General features: G+C 71.9%; 12 protein-coding genes. 3 read left to right on the forward strand and 9 right to left on the reverse strand.

Going from position 1 to position 17,391, the window contains the following annotated elements:
• Nucleotides 1–44 precede the first annotated feature (44 nt).
• The 7 genes from EW117_RS10345 to EW117_RS10375 all read right to left on the reverse strand — a co-directional run bounded on the left by EW117_RS10345 (nucleotide 45) and on the right by EW117_RS10375 (nucleotide 11,001).
• The gene (locus tag EW117_RS10345) at nucleotides 45–3,113 is read right to left on the reverse strand and encodes a S8 family serine peptidase (RefSeq protein ID WP_129786333.1); all 3,069 of its coding nucleotides are present in this window, start codon (nucleotides 3,111–3,113) and stop codon (nucleotides 45–47) included.
• A 171-nt stretch (nucleotides 3,114–3,284) separates the two neighbouring features.
• A complete protein-coding gene (locus EW117_RS10350; protein WP_129786335.1) occupies nucleotides 3,285–3,641 on the reverse strand; it encodes an RNA-binding S4 domain-containing protein in 357 nt (118 codons plus the stop codon).
• A gap of 70 nt (nucleotides 3,642–3,711) precedes the next feature.
• Complete coding sequence (locus EW117_RS10355; protein WP_165362629.1) at nucleotides 3,712–5,286, reverse strand: glycoside hydrolase family 43 protein; 1,575 nt, start codon at nucleotides 5,284–5,286, stop codon at nucleotides 3,712–3,714.
• Nucleotides 5,283–7,727, reverse strand: a complete 2,445-nt coding sequence (locus tag EW117_RS10360; RefSeq protein WP_129786339.1) for a beta-xylosidase/alpha-l-arabinosidase — start codon at nucleotides 7,725–7,727, stop codon at nucleotides 5,283–5,285. The genes EW117_RS10355 and EW117_RS10360 overlap by 4 nt, the downstream gene beginning before the upstream one ends.
• Nucleotides 7,728–7,802: 75 nt before the next feature.
• Nucleotides 7,803–8,678, reverse strand: coding sequence for a carbohydrate ABC transporter permease (locus EW117_RS10365; RefSeq protein ID WP_129786342.1), 876 nt, complete (start codon nucleotides 8,676–8,678; stop codon nucleotides 7,803–7,805).
• Nucleotides 8,678–9,700 carry a carbohydrate ABC transporter permease gene (locus EW117_RS10370; RefSeq protein ID WP_165362630.1) on the reverse strand — a complete coding sequence of 341 codons (1,023 nt, stop codon included), beginning with the start codon at nucleotides 9,698–9,700 and terminating at the stop codon, nucleotides 8,678–8,680. The genes EW117_RS10365 and EW117_RS10370 overlap by 1 nt, the downstream gene beginning before the upstream one ends.
• Nucleotides 9,701–9,708: 8 nt before the next feature.
• The gene (locus tag EW117_RS10375) at nucleotides 9,709–11,001 is read right to left on the reverse strand and encodes an extracellular solute-binding protein (protein WP_422890633.1); all 1,293 of its coding nucleotides are present in this window, start codon (nucleotides 10,999–11,001) and stop codon (nucleotides 9,709–9,711) included.
• A gap of 184 nt (nucleotides 11,002–11,185) precedes the next feature.
• Between EW117_RS10375 and EW117_RS10380 the strand changes: the two genes are divergently transcribed.
• Nucleotides 11,186–12,295, forward strand: coding sequence for a LacI family DNA-binding transcriptional regulator (locus EW117_RS10380; protein ID WP_129786346.1), 1,110 nt, complete (start codon nucleotides 11,186–11,188; stop codon nucleotides 12,293–12,295).
• Between the two features lie 3 nt (nucleotides 12,296–12,298).
• Here the strand turns inward: EW117_RS10380 and EW117_RS30495 are convergent, their stop codons facing one another.
• Nucleotides 12,299–12,874 carry a TetR/AcrR family transcriptional regulator gene (locus tag EW117_RS30495; RefSeq protein ID WP_129786348.1) on the reverse strand — a complete coding sequence of 192 codons (576 nt, stop codon included), beginning with the start codon at nucleotides 12,872–12,874 and terminating at the stop codon, nucleotides 12,299–12,301.
• A 112-nt stretch (nucleotides 12,875–12,986) separates the two neighbouring features.
• Between EW117_RS30495 and EW117_RS10390 the strand changes: the two genes are divergently transcribed.
• Nucleotides 12,987–13,610 (forward strand): NAD(P)-dependent oxidoreductase, encoded by a 624-nt coding sequence (locus tag EW117_RS10390; protein ID WP_129786350.1) that lies wholly within the window; start codon nucleotides 12,987–12,989, stop codon nucleotides 13,608–13,610.
• 76 nt (nucleotides 13,611–13,686) lie between these two features.
• On the opposite strand, the gene EW117_RS10395 is transcribed toward EW117_RS10390, so the two are convergent.
• Entirely contained in the window at nucleotides 13,687–16,191 is a 2,505-nt protein-coding gene (locus EW117_RS10395; RefSeq protein WP_129786352.1) for a glycoside hydrolase family 3 C-terminal domain-containing protein, read from the reverse strand.
• A gap of 63 nt (nucleotides 16,192–16,254) precedes the next feature.
• Between EW117_RS10395 and EW117_RS10400 the strand changes: the two genes are divergently transcribed.
• Nucleotides 16,255–17,379, forward strand: coding sequence for a GNAT family N-acetyltransferase (locus EW117_RS10400; protein WP_129786354.1), 1,125 nt, complete (start codon nucleotides 16,255–16,257; stop codon nucleotides 17,377–17,379).
• The last annotated feature ends 12 nt before the right edge of the window (nucleotides 17,380–17,391 follow it).

Here is a 17,391-nt window from a genome sequence, read left to right on the forward strand (position 1 = left end):
CGTACGGGTCACCCGGGTGACCCGTACGTCTGACACGTCGAGGGTTAGCCCACCCGCCGCCAGGTGCAGTTCATCGTCTCGAAGCCCTTCGCGTCGGACGGCAGCGTGATCGTCCTCGGGTCGGTCAGGGTGCCGTACGACAGTAGGTTCGCGCGGCTCTCCAGGCCGGTGAACTCGTCGCCGATGATCGCGTAGTAGCAGGGGCTCGTGTTCGGGTTGGCCGGCCCCGCGGTCACGTAGGTACCGCGCTGGAGCTGGTCACCGAGCATGTAGACACCGTGGGCGGACGTGCTCGTCCGCGGCGCCCTCGTGCCCGGGTAGTACCTGACCCAGGGGCCGCACTCGTCGGAGAAGAAGCCGTAGTCGGTGGACTTTACGGTGGCAATCCGCTGGCCGGAGCCGTAGTTCGCGCCGAGCACCGCCGACTGGGACTCGCGCACCCAGGAGCAGCCCCGGGCGCCCGCGGCCGCCACGTAGGTGCCGGCCGCCGGCCTGTCGCTGCCCACCAGGTAGCCGTTCGCGGGGATCGCCGTGGCCGGCCGGCCGACGGCGGAGGTGGGCCCACCTGAACGGACGGCGGTGGCGTACCCGTACTTGCGGGCGGTGACGGCCACGGAGATCTTCTTGCCCTGCTGCGCGCCCTTGAGCGTGTACGTCGAGGAGGTGGCGCCTCGGATCGGCACGCTGTCGGCGAACCACTGGTAGGTGAACGACGGCGACGGGCTCCAGCTACCGACCTTGGCCGTCAGCTTCCCGCCGACCCGGGCCGTGCCCGAGATCGTGGGTGAGGGGGACGACGAGAACTTCCGGTCGACCGTGGAGTGGGCCGAGGTCACCGACTTGGTCGTGATGCCGGGGCGCTTGCCCGTCACGGTCACGGTCAGCCGGCGCCCGTCGTACGACGCCGGGATCGTGAACCTCGAACCCGTCGCACCGGAGATGTTCCTGCCGTCGATCTTCCACTGATAGGTGGTGCTGGTGCGCGCCGGCGTGGCGGGCGGGGCGACCACCGCCACCGTAGCGCCCGGGTTGGACATCCCGGAGATGCGCGGCCCGGCCATGGAGAACGTCCCGTAACCCACCGGGACGGCGGGGCTCGTGCGGGCCTCGGTCACGTAGCCCGGGCGCTTGCCCGTGATCGTGACGGTGAGCTGCTTACCGCGGTGGACGCTCGTGGGGACGAACGTGAATCCGGTGGCGCCCGTGATCGGCGTCCCGTTCGCGAACCACTGGTAGGTGAACCGCGTGCCGGAGGTCCAGGTCCCCGACTTCGCGTAGAGGGTGGTGCCCACCTTCGCCGTCGGGCTGATGGTCGGGTCGGACGCGGTGATGGCGGTCGGCGCGATTTCGGCGGTCTCGGCGCTGGTCCGGGCCGTGGGCGTGCGTCCGGTGGCGTTGCCGAGCACCGTCACGGAGAGCCGGGCGCCGCCGTCGGCGCCGCGCGGCGTGTAGGTGCTGCCCGTCGCCCCGAGGATCTTCGCGCCGTCCCGGCGCCACTGGTAGGTGAACGTCGCGGCCGGCGACCATGCGGGCACGGTGGCCGTGAGCTGCACGCCGACCTTGGCCTCCGCGCCGGAGACGACCGGCTCGGGCGCTGCGTCGAACGCGAGCTTGGTGGCCAGCTGGTACGCCGCGAGGACGTCGAGCTTTCCCTCGCCCCACACGTTGTTGTCGTCGGTCGTGCCGCCGCACGTGACGTCGCGGACATCCCGCGCGGACCCGTCGAGGATCGCCCGGGTGCCCGTCACGTCGCCCACGAGCTCCGGCACGGCGTCCCACAGGAGCGCGACGGCGCCCGCGACGTGCGGTGCGGCCATCGACGTCCCGTCCCACTGCTCGAACCCGCCGCCGGGTACGGCGGACCGGACGGTCTGGCCGGGCGCGGCGATGTCGGGCTTCACAGTGCCGCTCTGGCCCGGACCACGCGAGGAGAACGACGCGATCGCACCCGACGGCGCGAACGCGCCGACCGAGTAGGACAGCGTGCGCGCCCCCGGGCTCCCGGACGACTCGCAGCCGAACTCGCCGTCGTTGCCGTTGGCCCACGTGCTGAACATGCCCGCCGCCTCCCAGGCGGAGATCACGTCCTCCATGAACGGGTCGGTGGAGAAGGAGAGGCCCCACGAGTTGTTGATGACGTGCGGCCGCTTGCCGGCGTCGGCGCCCGTGCCGTCGAGGCGGGTCGGCTCGAGGAGCCACTGGCCCGACGCGATCAGAGCGGCGTCCGAGCAGCCGGCGGCGCAGCCGTTCGCCGCGATCCACTCCGCGCCGGGCGCCACGCCGATGTTCATCGAGCCGTCGTCGGTGCCCACCATGGTGCCCATGGTGTGGGTGCCGTGCCCGTGGTCGTCGCTCGGGGAGCTGTCGCCGACGCGGGCGGCGTCGAACCAGTTGTAGTTGCTGCCCGTCGTCGCACCGCGGTACTGCGCGGCCAGGGCCGGGTGGGTACGGCTCACGCCGGTGTCCAGGCCGGCGACGACGACGCCGTCGCCGGTGAAGCCGAGGTTCCACATGTCGTCGGCGTTGATCGCCCTGATGCCGTACGTCGAGCTCGCCGCCGCGTTCGGCACGGCGCCGTCCGTCGTCTCCGGCTCGTCGACCGCGTGCCGCATCGTCGGCCGGACCTCCAGGACCTGGATGTCCGCCGCGAGGTCGACCGCCTGGTCGAGCGAGCCGTCCTCGACCAGGATCGCGTTGCTGGCCCAGTACGAGGTGTACTCGGTGCCCGACTTCTCCAGGGCGGCGATCGCCTGCTCCTGGGACGCCTCGGCGGCCGCGACGAGCGTGTCGCGCACGTACTCGCCGCGCTCGGACCAGCTCGTGATCCCGCCCGCCGCCGAGAGGTCGGTCTCGCCGGCAAACCGGAGCCAGAAGTCCGTCTCACTCTTCGCGCGGAAGGCCTTGGTGGCGGCGGGGGTGATCTTGTCCGCCGGGTCAAGGGTGCGCGCCGCCTGGAGCTCCGACCGGTTCCGGTCGGCGGCGGTGCTGGGCTGAACGCCGGTCCCGCCGCCCGGGGCGGGGTCCGGCGCGGCGGACGCGGCCGCGGGGGATGCGAGGAACGCGACAGCGGCTGCCGACGCGACAGCCCTGGTCACGAACGTACGACGATGCATGTGGGCACTCCGGAGAGTTGGATGGGGGTGCCCAGTCACGGGCCAGAGAGCCCTGCCCTCGCAGGCAGAGGAGACAGGCGCACACTAGCCGTCGGACCGGCCCAATCTCTCGCATTCTCGGAGAAATCACCCGGCCCGCCCGGGACGCCTCATCAACCCGGGCGCAGGCCCTCAGCCCCGCCCGCGAAGCCGGTCGATCTCACGCCGCTCACGCTTCGTCGGGCGCCCGGCGCCACGGTCACGCAGCCCGACCGCCTCCCGCTCGACCCGCGTCGGCAGGGGCGGGCTGTGGTCCAGGTACGCCTTGGCGGCGATGGGCGCGCCGACCCGCTTGGGCAGCAGCTCGACGACCTCGACCTCCCGGTCCCGCAGGGGATCGCGCCACGTCACGCGATCGCCCACGGTGACGGACGTCGAGGCCTTGGCGATCTTCCCGTTGATCCGGACCCGGTTGCTGCGGCACAGGTCGGCCGCGACCGACCGGCTCTTGGTCAGTCGCACCGCCCACAGCCAGACGTCTATGCGCATCGGCCCATCCTCCCACCGACGCCGGCCGTCGAGGCGCCGGCCGGCGAGGCCCGGCCGTCAAGGGCGGTCCTCAGACGTACGGCTGGTACTCGAACCGCTCGACCGTCACCACCGAGTCCGACGGCGTGCCGTTGCTCGTGGCGATCAGCCCGAGCCACACCCCGAGAAACCCACCGGCCGCGACGCTGTCCAGGGTGCGCCCGTCGGCGACCGCGAGCTCCGTCAGCTGCTCGTCCCCTACCGCCACGAGCAGCGCGTAGTCCTGCCCGTGCGCCTGCACGGCGAGCGTGACGGGGTCGTCGCCGCCGGACAGCGAGCGCTCGCCGAGCACCGTCGCCTCCCCCGCCTGGCGGTGCACCGCGAGGACCCGGCGCCCGAAGCCGTCGGGCGCACCCGTCACCACCAGCAGCACGTGGTCCCGCTCGGACTGCCGGACCGCGAGGCCGGCCTGCTCGTCCGGCCCGGCCGGGTCGAACCGCAGCACCATCCGCACCGTGACCGCCTGATGCTGCTGGCGGACGCCGAGGAACGCCGGCGTCGCCGCGTCCGTGAGGTTCTCCGGCCGCATGCGCAGCAGCCAGCCCTCGCCCCGCGGTTCGGCGAAGTCGGCCGGACCGCGCAGGCCGGTCCAGCGCAGGTCGCCGGGCGGCACCGAGCCCGCCGGCGGCCATGCGGACGCCGGTCCGCCGCCCTCGTTCCCCGCCCGGACGCCGTCGGGCACCTCCACCACCGTCGGCACGCGGCCCTGGCCAGGCGCGAAAACCGGCCAGCCGTCCTCCCACGTCACCGGTACGAGGAACGTCTCCCGGCCGAGGTTGTAGTGGTAGCCGCCGTAGGGGCGCATGGCGAGCAGCACGGCCCACCAGGACCCGTCGGGCGCCTCCACCAGGTCGGCGTGCCCCACGCCGACGACGTCCACGTCCCGCCCCAGGTGCCGGTGGGTCAGCACCGGGTTGGCCTTGTTGCCGACGTACGGGCCGGTCACGGAGTCGGACCGGGCCACGGAGACGGCGTGGTGGAACTCGGTGCCGCCCTCCGCGGCCAGCAGATAGTAGGTGCCGTCCACCCGGTAGAGGTGCGGCCCCTCAGCCCACACCGCGCCCAGCACCGCGCCGCGCCAGAGCACGTGCTCGGGCCCGGTGAGCCGCATCGTCGCCGGGTCGAGCTCGCGCAGCCAGACCTCGGTCTGGTCGTGCCACTCCGGCTCCCGGGCGAGGCGGGTCCCGTGCAGCCAGACCCGCCCGTCGTCGTCGAAGAACAGGGACGGGTCGATGCCGTCCGCGTCCAGCCAGACGGGGTCAGACCACGGCCCCGCAGGGTCGGTGGCGGTCAGCACGAAGTTGCCGCCACGCGCCTGGTCCCGCTGGTCCACCAGGGTGCAGACCAGCCAGAACCTCCCGTCGTGGTGCCGCAGCGTCGGCGCGTACAGCCCGCCCGACGACGCGATCCCCTGCATGTCGAGCTGCCCGGCCCGGTCGAGCGCGTGCCTGATCTGCTCCCAGTGCACCAGGTCGCGGCTGCGGAACACGGGCAGGCCGGGGAAGTACTCGAACGTCGAGGTGACGAGGTAGTACTCCGCCCCGACCCGACAGATCGTCGGGTCGGGGTAGCACCCCGGAAGGATCGGGTTGTGGACAGCGGTCACTGCGCGACCGTGACGTCGACCCACCGCTTGTCCGCCGTCGTCACCTCGTGCACGTCACCCGTGATCGCGACGACGGCACGGACCGGCGAGACGGTGACGGGCGACGCGGGACCCGCCGTGGCGTGCGGCTCGTCCAGATCCGCGATGCCCTCGGCCACCACCCTGACAACGCTGTCGGCCGCATGTGCGCCGGCCCATACCTCGACGTCACCGGGTTCGACGATCCGCACCATCTCGCGGTCGGTGAACGCGAAGCGCGTCGTCGGCACGTCGAAGGTGATGGTCGCCGACTCCCCCGGGCGCAGCGTGACCCGGTGGTAGCCGAGCAGCTGCGCGGTGGGCCGCGCGACGGAGCCCACCACGTCGTGCCCGTACAGCTGCACGACGTCGGACCCGGGCACCTCACCCGTGTTCGTCACCGTCACGACGGCGCGGAACGTGCCGCCCGCCTCGACGGACGGGTCCACGGCGACCAGCTCGCGCGCGAACGTCGTGTACGACAGGCCGAACCCGAAGGCCCGCACCGGCGTCGAGTCGGTGGCCGTCACCTCGGACGCGCCGCCGAGGATCGGGTGCAGGTACGAGTACGGCTGCGAACCAGTGGAGCGCGGCAGCGACACGGGCAGGCGCCCCGACGGGTTCACCCGGCCCGAGATCACGCCCGCGAGCGCGGTGCCGCCCTCCTCGCCCGGGAAGAACGCCTGGAGCACGGCGCCGGGCTTCCGGACGCCGTTCAGACCCGGGTCGGCAGGGTCGAGCGCCCAGCCGATCGAGTACGGACGCCCGGTGAGCAGCACCATGACCACGGGCTTCCCCGTGGCGAGGACTGCCTCGACGAGCTCGCGCTGCACGCCGGGCAGCTCGAGCGACTCGCTGTCGTTGCCCTCGCCCACCGTCCCGCGCCCGAACAGCCCGGCCTGATCGCCGACCACGACCACCGCGACGTCAGCCGCCTCGGCGGCGGCGACCGCCTCGGGGAACCCGGAGGTATCGCTGCCCTCGACGGCGCAGCCCTGCGCGAAGGTCAGCTCGGGCACGGGCAGGCCCGCGCGGCCGAACTCCTCGGTCAGGGCCTCGGCCACCGACGGGATCTCGAAGCCCGTCGGCACGCCGGGGTGGTGCGCCAGCACGTGGTTGGCGAACGAGTAGCAGCCCATCAGCGCCTCGGGGCGGGCGGCGTTCGGCCCGATCACCGCGACGTGGGCGGGCTTGTCGTGCCACGCGCCGAGCGGGAGCACGCCGTCGTTCGAGAGCAGCACCACGGACTCCTCGGCGAGGCGCCGGGCGACGTCGCGGTGCGCCGGCGTATCCAGGTCCACCGCCGCCGGCGGCGCGTCCTCGTACGCGTCCGGCTCGAGGAGCCCGAGCTCCTCCTTCTGCCGGAGCGCGCGCAGCACCGCCCGGTCGACGATCTCGACCGGCACCGTCCCGTCCGTGACGAGTGCGGCGAGCGGCTCGAGGTACGCGTCGCCGGACGGCAGCTCGATGTCGACGCCCGCCTCCAGGGCGGCGGCCGCCGCCGCGCCCCGGTCGGCCGCGATCGCGTGCATGACGTTCAGGAACGCGACGCCGAAGTAGTCGGCGACCACCACGCCGTCGAACCCCCACTGGTCGCGGAGCAGCTCGGTGAGGTACTCGGCCGACGAGTGCATGGGCACCCCGTCGACGTCGTTGTAGGAGGCCATCACGCTACGCACACCGCCGTCGAGCACCGCCATCTCGAAGGGCGGCAGGTAGACGTCGGCGATCTCGCGCGGGCCCGCGCTCACCGGGGCGTGGTTGCGCCCCGCCTTGGAGCCCGAGTAGGCGACGAAGTGCTTGAGCGTCGCGTGCACGCCCGTCCCCTGCAGCCCGCGGACGTACCCCGTGCCGACCGTGCCGACCAGGTACGGGTCCTCGCCGATGCACTCGTCGACCCGCCCCCACCGGGGATCGCGGACGACGTCGAGCACGGGCGCGAGCCCCTGGTGGACGCCGAGCTCCCGCATCGACTCCCCGATGAGGCGGCCCATCTCGGCGACCAGGTAGGGGTCGAAGGACGCGCCCCACGCGAGCGGCGTCGGGAAGGTGGCCGCCTGCCAGGCCGCCAGGCCGGTGAGGCACTCCTCGTGCACCAGCGCGGGGATGCCGAGGCGCGTCTCGCGCTTCAGCCTCCGCTGCTCCGCCCAGAGCCACGCCGCACGCTCGGCCGGGTCCACCGGCCGCGTGCCGTACACACGGGTGTAGTGGCCCAGGCCGTTCTTCGTGATCTCCGGGAGCGTGGCGCTGCCCCGGTCGCCGGCCATCTCGCCCTGCATCGGTGCCACGACGTTGCCGCCCTGGTCCAGCCAGTACCCGACCAGCTGGGCGAGCTTCTCCTCGAGGGTCATCCGTGCGTGCAGGTCGCGCACGCGCTCCGACACCTCGGGCATCGCCCTCAGCGCCGTCGGCAGCTCCGTCATGGAACGTTTTCCTTTCTCGGTACTACGTGTAATGGCGTGCTTGAACGTGGCGCGGCGCCTCGTCGGCGCCTCGGCTCAGCCCTTGACCGCGCCCGTGAGCCCGCCGACGATGCGCCGCTCGAACAGCGAGAAGAAGATCAGCGCCGGGATCATCGACAGCGACGTGAACGCGAGCACCCGTGCCGTGTCGACCGAGTACTGGGACGCGAACGCCTGGACGCCCAGCGGCAGCGTGTACGACAGCTCGTCGTTCAGGATGAACAGCGGCAGCATGTACGAGTTCCACGACGCGACGAACGCCAGGATGCCGACCGTGATGACGCCCGGCAGCGACAGCGGCACGACCATCCGGAAGAAGAACCCGATGCGGCCCGCGCCGTCGATCGCTGCGGCTTCCTCGATCTCCTTCGGGATGGCGCGCAGGAACGGCACCAGGATGATGATCGTGGTCGGCAGCGCGAACGCGATCTGCGGCAGGACGATGCCGCCAACGGTGTTCATCAGGCCGAGGTCCCGGATCAGGATGTACAGCGGGGTGATCGCCACCGTCATCGGGAACATGAGACCGGCCGCGAACAGCGAGTACATCGCACCGTTGAGCTTGAAGTCGTACCGCGCGAGCACGAAGCTCACCATGAGTCCGAGCGCCACGACGCCGACCGTGGTCAGGATGCCGGCGACCGCCGAGTTGGCGACCTGGCGCCAGAACACCCCGCTCCCGAGCACGCTCAGATAGTTGTCGATGACCCACGGGCTCGGCATGCCGGACGGGTCGACGGTGATCTGCGCGTTCGTCCGGAATCCGCCCACGATGATGTAGAGCACGGGACCGATGCAGATACCGACGAAGAGGAACGCGATGACATAGGTCATCGGGCTGCCCCAGGCGACCTTCGGTATCCGGCGGAGCTTTTGCCCGGCCGTCGTGGGGGCTTCGAGCAGCGTCGCCATCAGTTCTTCCCTTCCGTGAGTGCGCCCTCGGTGTCCCGGCGCAGCACGTAGCGCTGGTAGACCAGGGCGATGACGAGCGAGATCACGAAGAGCACTACCGCCACCGCGTTGCCGTAGCCGAAGTTCCCCGCCAGACGCCCGTTCAGGACCATGTAGGTCGCCATCGTCGAGGTGCCCGCCGTGGCGGAGACGTACTGACCCCAGATGATGTAGACGAGGTCGAAGAGCTGGAGCGAGCCGATGATCGACAGGAACGCCCAGATGCGCAGCGTCGGGCCGAGCAGCGGCAATGTGATGGTCCGCTGGATCTGCCAGTACGAGGCGCCGTCGATGGCCGCCGCCTCGGAGAGCTCCTCGGGGATGCTCTGCAGGCCAGCGAGGAACAGGATCACGGCGAAGCCGATGTACTTCCAGCTGATGATGATCATCAGCGACCAGAGCGCGATGTCGGGATCGGACAGCCAGTCGACGGCGAGGAACCCGAGGCCCATCTTCTCGAACAGGTCGTTCACCGCGCCGGAGGTCTGGAGCATCAGGCTCCAGCCCGTGCCCACGATGACCTCCGAGATCACGTACGGCACGAAGATCAGGACGCGGATGATGGACCGGCCGCGGATCCTCTGGTTGAGCAGCAGCGCCAGCGCTACCGCCGCCGGCCCCTGGAGGATCAGGGAGAGCACGACAATGTAGCCGTTGTGCAGGAGCGCCTCGTGGAACGCCGAGTCCCGGAAGATGACCAGGTAGTTCTGGAGCCCGACGAACTCCGTCGGCGGCCCGTAGCCCTTCCAGCTGAAGAACCCGTAGTAGGCCGCCAGGAAGACGGGGAAGATGACGAACGCCAGGAACACGACGATGGCGGGGCCGGAGAGCAGGGAGATCTCGAACGTCTTGCGCCAGTCGAACTTGCGGCCCCGCCACGGCCGGCGGGCCGGGGACGGCGTCTGCACGCCGCCTCCGGCCACCGAGGCACCCTCAGGCGAGGTCGTCACGGTTGCTGAGTTCTCGCCCAGGGAGTGAGTCATCTGGGCCGTTACTCCATCGCCGCCGCGGCGTTCACGGCGTCCACGATGCTCTGCGGGTCACCGTCGCCGGCCAGCATCTCGACGACGCCGGCGTTGAGCGCGTTGCCGACGTTCTGGCCGTAGAGCGTGTCCAGCCAGACGGAGACGTACGGGGCCTCGTTGTAAGCCTCGAGGACCGACTTCAGCGCCGGGTCGGTCACGACGCCCTGGGCCTCCTGGCTGGCGGGCAGCGTCACGAACGCCTCGGCGTAGGCCTCCTGGTGCTCCTTCTGCATGAAGAAGTTCAGGAACTCGGCGCACTCCGGCGGAGCCTCGACGAAGCAGGAGTATCCGTCGACGCCACCCATGAACGCGGCCGGGTCACCTTCGCCGCCCTCAACGGCGGGGAACGGGAACCAGCCGAGGTCCTTCAGCGGCTTCTGGTCCGGGGTCAGGCCCGCGATCACGCCCGGGTCCCAGGCGCCCATGAGCTCCATGGCCGCCTTGTGGTTCGCGATGAGACCCGCCGAGGAACCGGCGCCCTGCTGGGCCGTCGCGGTGAGGTAGCCCTCCTGGAACGGCTCGGTCTCGGCGAACGCCTCCAGGTCCTCGCCCGCGGCCAGCCAGCACTCGTCGTCGAAGCTACGCGACTCGGCGGCGGCCTCGAGGGTCTCCTGCGAGCACTCGCGCAGCGCGAAGAAGTAGAACCAGTGCGCGGCGGGCCAGGCGTCCTTGCCACCGAGCGCGATCGGGGAGATGTCGGCGGCCTTGAGGTCGGACACCACGCCGTTCAGGTCGTCGATGGTGGCGGGCGTCTCGGTGACACCGGCCTCGTCGAAGAGGTCCTGGCTGTAGAAGATGCCGCCGGGCAGGATGGAGGTCGGCATGCCATAGATCGCGCCGTCCACGCTGAGGGCGCTGAAGCCGGCTTCGCCGACCGCGGTCTTCGCGGCCTCGTCGATCGAGTCGGTGAGGTCCATGACCTGGCCCGCCTCGACGACGTCGGCCAGCTTGCCGCCGCCGCGCGCCATGAAGATGTCGGGCGCGTCGCCCGAGTTCAGGGCGGTCTGAAGCTTGCCGTCCATGTCCTCGTTCTGGATGGACTGGACCTCGATCGTCACACCGGGGTTGTCCGCCTCGAAGGCAGCGACCGTGTCCTCCCAGTACGCCTTGCCGGGCCCGGTGGTGGAGTTGTGCCAGAAGGTCATCGTGACGTCGCCGCCGTCCGACCCTCCTCCTCCGTTGGCGCCGGAACAGCCCGCGGCCAGCAGGGCAACGGTGGCGCCCAGGGCAAGAGTGCCCGCGGCCCGCGTCTTCCTCATCATTGTGGAACCCCTTGTAGGTCGTCATCGACGGTCGGCAGGAGCCTGCCGGTTGACGGACTACAGGTCCGTCACATCAGGAGACTGGCAGGAGGGCCATAGTCAAGTCAAACGGTTTCGATATCGATTTCGAAACGGATGTTCCCACCCGCCTCATGCAGTTGCCCGGGGTACTCTCACTTCCGTGCACAGTGGGACAAGCTCACCCGGGTCCACCGCCGGACCGGGTGACGGCGTGACGAACGGCCCGGACGCCGCGGAACCGTTCGCCACCCAGGAGCGTGCGACCGGCCGCGCCACCATCACCGACGTCGCGCGTGTCGCCGGCGTGTCGGTCGCGACCGTCTCCAAGGTCGTCAACGGCCGGTACGGCGTGGCGGCCGCCACCGCCGAGCGGGTGCTCGGCGTCGTCGCCGACCTCGGGTACGAGTCGTCCCTGGTCGCGCGCAGCCTGCGCCGCCGGCAGACCAACGTGATCGGCGTACTGGTCGCCGAGTTCGAGCCGTTCAGCACCGAGCTCCTCAAGGGCATCTCCGCCGCGGTGCGGGGTACCGGCTACGAGCTGCTCGCCTATTGCGGCGACGCCGGCCGCTCGGACCACGTGGGCTGGGAGCGCCGATCGCTGTCCCGCCTCGCCGGCACCCTGATCGACGGCGTCGTCATCGTCACGCCCACGCTCGCTCTCCCCGTGCACGAGGGCGTCCCCGTCGTCGCCATCGACCCGCACACCGGGCCCACCGGCCCGGCCACCGTGGACTCCGACAACCTGGGCGGCGCCCGCACCGCCACCGAGCACCTCATCGCCCTGGGCCACACGCGCATCGGCTACCTGGGCGGACGCGCCGACCTCGAGTCGGCCCGCCTGCGCGAGCTGGGCTTCGTCGAGGCGATGGAGGCGGCGGGCCTCACCCCCGACCCGAGCCTGATGCTCGAGGGCGGCTACCGCCCCGACCGCTCCGACCGCCCCACGCACGACCTGCTCGAACGCACCGACCGGCCCACCGCCGTGTTCGCCGCGAACGACCTGTCGGCGATCCACGTGCTCCAGGTCGCCCAGGAGCTGGGGCTGCGCGTCCCGGAGGATCTCTCGGTCATCGGGTTCGACGACATCCCGGAGGCCGCCGCGTCGTCGCCTCCGCTGACGACGATCGCGCAGTCCCTGCACGAGATGGGTGCCGAGGCGCTCCGGATGGTCATCGGGATGCTGGAGTCGGGTACCACTGCGGGCAAGCACACCCGACTACCCACGCGCCTGGTGCAACGCGCGAGCACGGCTCCCCCGCCCGCCTCGTAGCTGTCAGCCGGTGAGCAGAGCTGGGAGGACCGGCGCCACCAGGCGCTCTCCCAGGCCGGGCTCGGCGGCGTTCCCTTCGCCCCAGAACGCGACCAGGAACGCGTGGTGCAGGGCCGCGCCCACGAGCAGCCTGGCGACCGCTTCGACGTCCGCGTCGGGACGCACCCGGCCGGCCTTCCGCTCCGCCTCCAGGTAGGCCTGCAGGCGAAGGTGCGGCACCTGTGGCCCGGCCCCGTGGGCCGCTATCGCCTCCCGGTGCCGCGCCAGGAGCGTGCTGCTGGAGAAGATCGAGGCCGAGATCGGGAAGCTGTCGGCGTAGAAGTCGAGCAGCCCGCCGACCAGACGCACGAGATTGCCCTCGACGGTCCCGGTGCCGGCGGCGTCGTCAGGCAGGGCGAAGGCCGGCATCCGCTCCTGCAGCACCGCCATGAACAGGCCCTGCTTGTCGTCGAAGTGGCGGTAGAGCAGCGCCTCCGAGCAGCCGGCCGCCCGCGCGATCTCCTTGGTCGTCGCGTGCGCGACGCCGCGCTCGCGCATCACGCGGGCCGCCGCGTCGAGGATCCGCTCCCGTGTGCTCATGCCAGCCATTCTCGCCCCCGTTCCCTTGACCAGCAGCCATACCGCGTGGCACGGTGTTAGTAAGTATTCACTCACACCTCTCGTCACACCACCCCAGAACTGAGGAGACGTCATGAAGATCGCTGTCGTCGGAGCGAGCGGCCGCACCGGCCGCGAGCTCGTCCGCGCCGCTGCCGCCGCCGGGCACGAGATCGTCGCCGTCGTGCGCGACCCGTCCCGGCTGGCCGACCCGCCGGGCGAGGTCCGGGTCGCCGAGGCGTCCGACGTCGCGGCGCTCACCGCCGCGTTCCAGGGCGTCGACGCCGTCGCGAGCTGCCTCGGTCCGGTACCCGGCGAGTCGGCGCACGTCCTGCGTGATGGCATCACCGCCGTCCTCGCGGCCATGGACGGCGCCGGCGTGCGCCGCCTGGTCGCGATCAGCGCCAGCGGCTGGGTGGTGGACGGCGACGATCCGCTCTCCCGCTACGTCGCCAAGCCGATCCTCAAGCGGGCGCTGGCGACCGCGAACGCCGACCTGGAGGCCATGGAGAAGGTGATCCGGGCAAGCCACGTCGACTGGACGATCATGCGCCCGCCGCGCCTCCAGGACCGGCCCGGCACCGGTCGCTACAAGGCACGGCGAGACGGCAATGTGCGCTGGGCCTGGACGATCGCCCGGCCGGACCTCGCCCTGGCGATGCTCGACGCCCTGCCCGACGACACCGCCGTCGGGCAGGCGATCTCCGTCGCCGCCTGACCCGCGCGGCTCTGACCTCCGTTGAGTGCTGGCTATTTGTCGATCTGCGCGCCCGATCCGCACAAATAGCCAGCACTCAACGGGATCGGCGGAGGCGGTTGGTCGCGGCCAGCAGCTTGCCGGCCGCGCGGGTGACCAGGCCGCCGGTGCCGTTCGCGACGTCGAGCAGCTGCCCCACCTGCTTGTGCGTGACGCCGGAGCCGGGCTGGTAGGCGAGCCGGCCCAGGGGCATCGCCTGGGTCATGATCAGGACGTCGTCGGACAGGCCGGCCCCCTGCAGCATGCCCGTGACGGTCGGGCCGATGACGGGGTGGGTCATGGCCTCGCCCACCGACGACTGCGGCGTGAGCGGCGCGACGGGCGCGTCGGCCCGCACCTCGGCGTCGGCGGTCACGCGGATGTCGCGGCTGGAGGCTCCCACCTCGACGCGGTACGAGCCGCCCTCCACCACCCAGCGGTCGGCGCGGACGTCCCAGTACGCCAGGTCGTCCCGGGCGATCGTCAGCTTCACCTCCCGGGACTCGCCCGGCATGAGGTCGACGATCGCGAACGCGACGAGGGCGCGCGGCGCACGCGGGACCGACGAGCCGGGCAGGGACACGTAGCACTGCACCACCTCGCGCCCGGCGACGCCGCCCGTGTTGGTGACGGTGACGCGGGCGGTGCGGCCCTCTTCGAGGGTCGAGCCGTTCCCGCGGGGCGAGTCGATCGAGACCCTCAGCCCCGAATAGGCGAACGTCGTGTACGAGAGCCCGTGCCCGAAGGGGTACTGGACCGCCAGGTCCCGCGCGTCGTACCAGCGGTAGCCCACGAAGATGCCCTCGCCGTAGGTCACGTGCAGGCCCGTGCCGGGGAAGCCCGTCCAGGCCGGGGTGTCCTGGATGCGCAGCGGGACGGTCTCCGCCAGCCGGCCGGACGGGTTGACCCGGCCGAACAGCACGTCGGCCACCGCGCCGCCGCCCGCCTGGCCCAGCAGCCAGCCCTCGACGATCGCGGGCACGCGGTCCGCGAAGCCGGACAGCCGCACCACCGAACCGTTGGAGAGCACGACGACGACGCGCGGGTTGACCTCCAGCACCCGGTCCAGCAGGTCGAGCTGGGCCGCGGGCAGCTCGATGTCCCGTCGGTCGCGACCCTCGGCCTCGGCCGACTGCGGCAGGCCCGCGAAGAACAGCACCACACCGGCGTCCCGCGCCGCGGCAACGGCGTCGGCGGCGAGCGCCTCGGCACGGTCGGCGGACGCGGCTGCCTTGGCCGGCCACCGCCAGCCCTTGGTGCCGCCCGCTCCCCGCCCGTTGGCCGAGCCCGCACCGTTCGTCGAGCCCTCACCACCGGCAGAGCCTGTCGAGACGCGCGCCGGGTCCAGCTCGTAGCCCGGCGCGAAGACGACGTCGGTGGCCGAGTCCTGAACCGCGGAGAGGGCGTCGTCGAGCTGCGTCGGGACGATCTGGGACGAGCCCGCGCCCTGGTACCGCGGCGTGCGGGCCAGCTCGCCGATCACGGCCAGGCGCGTCTGCGGGGCCAGCGGCAGGATCCCGCCGTCGTTCTTGAGCAGCACTATCGCGCGGCCGGCCGCCTCACGGGCCAGGGCGTGGTGGGCGGCGTCGTGCCAGGCCTCCGGGTCATGGCCGCGTTCCGCGAGCGCCGCCGCGCCCCCGGCCGCGTCACCGGCTGTCCCACGCGCGGCCTGCGTCGCGAGCGCCAGGGCGACCACCCGGGTGGCCGAGCGGTCGACGTCGGCCAGGTCGAGGGCGCCCGACTTCACGGCCGCGACGATCTCCTTGACCCGGCCGTCGCCGCCGGCGGGCATCTCCAGGTCGAGGCCGGCGCGGATGCCGGCGATCCGGTCGTGCACGGCGCCCCAGTCGGACATGACGAGGCCATCGAAGCCCCATTCGCCGCGCAGGATGTCCGTGGTGATGCGGCGGTCCTCGCCGGTGTGCGTGCCGTTGATCCGGTTGTACGAGGACATGATCGTGGCGGGCTGCGCCTTCGTGACGACGCGCTGGAAGGCCCGCAGGTAGATCTCGCGCAGGGTGCGTTCGTCGATGTCGGCGGAGACGCGCATGCGTTCGGTCTCCTGGTTGTTCGCGGCGAAGTGCTTGAGGCTCGTGCCCACGCCCCGGCGCTGGATCCCGGTGACGAGCGCCGCGCCGATCTCGCCGGCGAGCAGGGGATCTTCGGCAACGTACTCGAAGTTGCGGCCGCACAGGGGGCTGCGTTTGATGTTGATGCCCGGCCCGAGGACGACGTCGACGTCGCGCCGCCTCGCCTCTTGGGCGACGGCCTCCCCCACCTGCTCGACGAGGCCGACGTCGAAGGTGCTGCCCAGCGCGACGGCGGGCGGGAAGCACGTGGCCGGGACGGCGCCCTCGATGTCGCCGATGTCGGCGTCGAGCCGGCGGACGCCGTGCGGTCCGTCCGCGAGATAGACCTGGGGGACGCCGGGCGCTTCGGCGGTGGTCCAGAACGAGGCGCCGGACAGCAGCCGGGCCTTCTGTTCGAGGCTGAGCTTCCGGACGATCGCCGCGGGGCCGGGCCCAGTGGTGGCGGTGGGGTCGGCATGCGGCTTCTTCGTCATGCGGTCACGCTATCGGTGGCAAAAAGCCGTGCACCCTGGGAGCCCCGGGAGCACCCTGGGTCCATGACCTCAACCTCGGCAGTACCCGCCCCGGCGACGTCGGCGTGGCGGCTGATGGAACCCCCGCACGCGTCCTCCCTGGAGGAACCGGAGGCCTGGGCGTACCGCGGCATCGCGGAGCTGTACGCAGCGGTGGGGCGCGCCGACCTCGGTAACGCGGACGGTGCCCCGACCGCGATCGGGCTCCTGGTGGGGATGAACAACCAGGAATACATGCGCAAGCTCCGGCACGTCGCCGTGGTGGACTCGCCCGAGGGCCCGCAGGTTGTTGGTGCCGCGATCATGTACCTCCACGTCAGGTCGAACCCGGAGCTGGCCCACGCTTTCGTGCAGGTGCACCCGGAACACCGCCGGCGCGGCATCGGCGCGGCCCTCACCGACTGGGTACGCGGTACGGCGCGGGCAGAGGGCCGGACGTCAGTCCTGGCGCCCGTCGACTTCGGGCCGGAGGAGACCGATGGCGAGACGCTGGCCCCGGCGTCGGGCATCGGCGCGATCTCCGCGAACCTGCCGGGGGTCCACCTGGCGCGAAAGCTGGGCCTGACCCCGCAGCTCGTGGAGCGCCGCTCCCGGATCGACCTGCCGGTCCCCGCCGATACCTTGGCACGCTTCGAGGCCGAGGCCCGCGCCGCCGCGGGCGACGCGTACCGCGTCCACACCTGGACCACGCCCACGCCCGAGGAGTGGATCGTGCAGTACGCCGCCCTGGAGCAGGCCCTGGCCGACGACGAGCCGCGCGGCGGTCTCGACATGGAGTCCGACGTCTGGGACGCCGACCGCATCCGCCTCGAGGATGCCGCGCACGTCGCGCGCGGCAGCCAGTACGTGGTGACCGCCGCGGAGCACGTGGCCACGGGCGAGCTCGTCGCCATGACCATGCTGACGTGGGAGGACCAACGGCCTGACCACACCGACCAGCAGGCCACCGTGGTGCTGAAGGAGCATCGGGGGCACCGGCTCGGGATGCTGATCAAGGCGGTGAACCTACGCGAGCACGCACGGCTGCGGCCCGGCGCCCGGCGCATTTACACCTGGAACAACGAGGAGAACCCGCACATGCTCGCGATCAACGTCGCGCTGGGGTTCGTCCCGGCGGGCGGCAGCGCCGAGTTCCAGGGCCCGCTCTGACAGCCATTCGTT

The sequence above is a fragment of the Promicromonospora panici genome, assembly GCF_900608595.1.
Lineage (GTDB): Bacteria > Actinomycetota > Actinomycetes > Actinomycetales > Cellulomonadaceae > Promicromonospora > Promicromonospora panici.